Genomic DNA, 1774 nt, shown 5'->3' with positions numbered 1-1774 from the left:
TTGAAGATGATGCGGCCGATAGAGGTCTCGAAGCGCGCGGTCTTGTTGCCGGTGACGTCGTAGTCGACAAACTCGTTCTTGCCGTTCTTGACGCGGAAGATACGGGTGCCGTCCTCGTTGATGACGTTGGCATCGGCAGCGGACACGCGGACTTGGATCTTGGCCTGCATGTCGACCTCGGAGCGGCAGTCATAGGCGTGCAGCGCGTCGTCGAAGCTCGAGAACACGTGGTTCTCGCCCGGCAGACCCTCGCGAACCTGGGTGAGGTAGTACACACCGATGATCATGTCCTGCGAAGGGATGTTGACCGGCTTGCCGGATGCCGGCGAGCGCAGGTTGTTCGCAGAGAGCATGAGCACGCGGGCCTCGGCCTGAGCCTGGCTGGACAGCGGCACGTGGACAGACATCTGGTCGCCGTCGAAGTCGGCGTTGAAGGGCGAGCAGACCAGCGGATGCAGGTGGATAGCCTTGCCCTCGACCAGCACCGGCTCAAAGGCCTGGATGGACAGACGGTGCAGGGTCGGTGCACGGTTGAGCAGCACGACGCGGCCGTCGATGACCTCTTCGAGGATATCCCACACAAAGGTGGCACCGCGGTCGATAGCGCGCTTGGCGCCCTTGATGTTCTCGACCTTGCCAAGCTCGACCAGGCGCTTCATGACGAAGGGCTTGAAGAGCTCCAGCGCCATGGTCTTGGGCAGACCGCACTGGTGCAGCAGCAGCTTGGGGTCGGTAACGATTACCGAACGGCCGGAGTAGTCGACACGCTTACCCAGCAGGTTCTGACGGAAACGACCCTGCTTGCCCTTGAGGGCCTCGGCGAGCGACTTGAGCGGGCGACCGCCACGGCCAGAGACCGGGCGACCACGACGGCCGTTGTCGAACAGGGCGTCCACGGACTCCTGGAGCATGCGCTTCTCGTTGTTCACGATGATCGCAGGGGCGTCCAGGTCGAGCAGGCGCTTGAGTCGGTTGTTACGGTTGATCACGCGACGATACAGGTCGTTGAGGTCGGACGCGGCGAAGCGGCCGCCGTCGAGCTGGACCATCGGGCGCAGATCGGGCGGAATGACCGGGATGACGTCCAGGATCATGTTCGCGGGGCTGTTGCCGCCCTTCAGGAAGGCGTCAACGACCTCAAGGCGCTTGACGGCCTTCTCGCGCTTCTGCTTCTGGGAGTCCTCGTCGGCGATGATGGCCTTGAGCTTCTCGGCCTCGGAGGGGAGGTCGATGGCAGCGAGCAGGTCGCGAACGGCCTCGGCACCCATACCACCCTTGAAGTACATGGAGTAGTAACGGGTCATCTCGCGGAACAGCGGCTCATCGGAAATGAGGTCGCGCTCGGTGAGCTTCATGAAGGCGTTGAAGGCGTCCGTACGGAGCTGCTTCTCGTCCTTGCACTCTTCCTCGATGTCGACGATGCCGGAGGCGATCTCCTCGGGGGTCAGCGGCTCCTCGTCGGAGAACTCGTCGAAGTTCTCGGGGTTGCCCTGCTCCTTGAGGGACTCGATCTGGCGGGCGCACTCGGCATCGATCTCTTCCAGATCGGCGGCGAGCTCCTCGCGCAGGTCGTCAGCGTCGGCCTCGCGAGCCTCGTAGTCGACCTCGGTGATGATGTAGCTGGCAAAGTACAGAACCTTCTCGAGGTCCTTGGACTTGATGTCGAGCATACGGCTCATCGGGAAGCTCGTGGGGCTCTTGAAGTACCAGATGTGGGACACGGGAGCGGCGAGCTCGATGTGGCCCATGCGGTCGCGACGCACCTTGGCCGAGG

1 pseudogene is annotated in these 1774 nt (G+C 63.1%); it reads right to left on the bottom strand.

Features of this window, described 5'->3' with window-relative positions:
- A pseudogene (locus ACT84W_RS10935) lies at positions 1-1774 on the bottom strand (DNA-directed RNA polymerase subunit beta'); the annotation flags it as partial.

Origin of the sequence: Paratractidigestivibacter sp., assembly GCF_052362415.1 — a bacterium.
In the GTDB taxonomy this organism is placed as follows: Bacteria; Actinomycetota; Coriobacteriia; order Coriobacteriales; family Atopobiaceae; genus Paratractidigestivibacter.
Note: the sequence above shows the minus strand (reverse complement) of the source record. Positions and strands in the feature narration are given on the sequence as shown.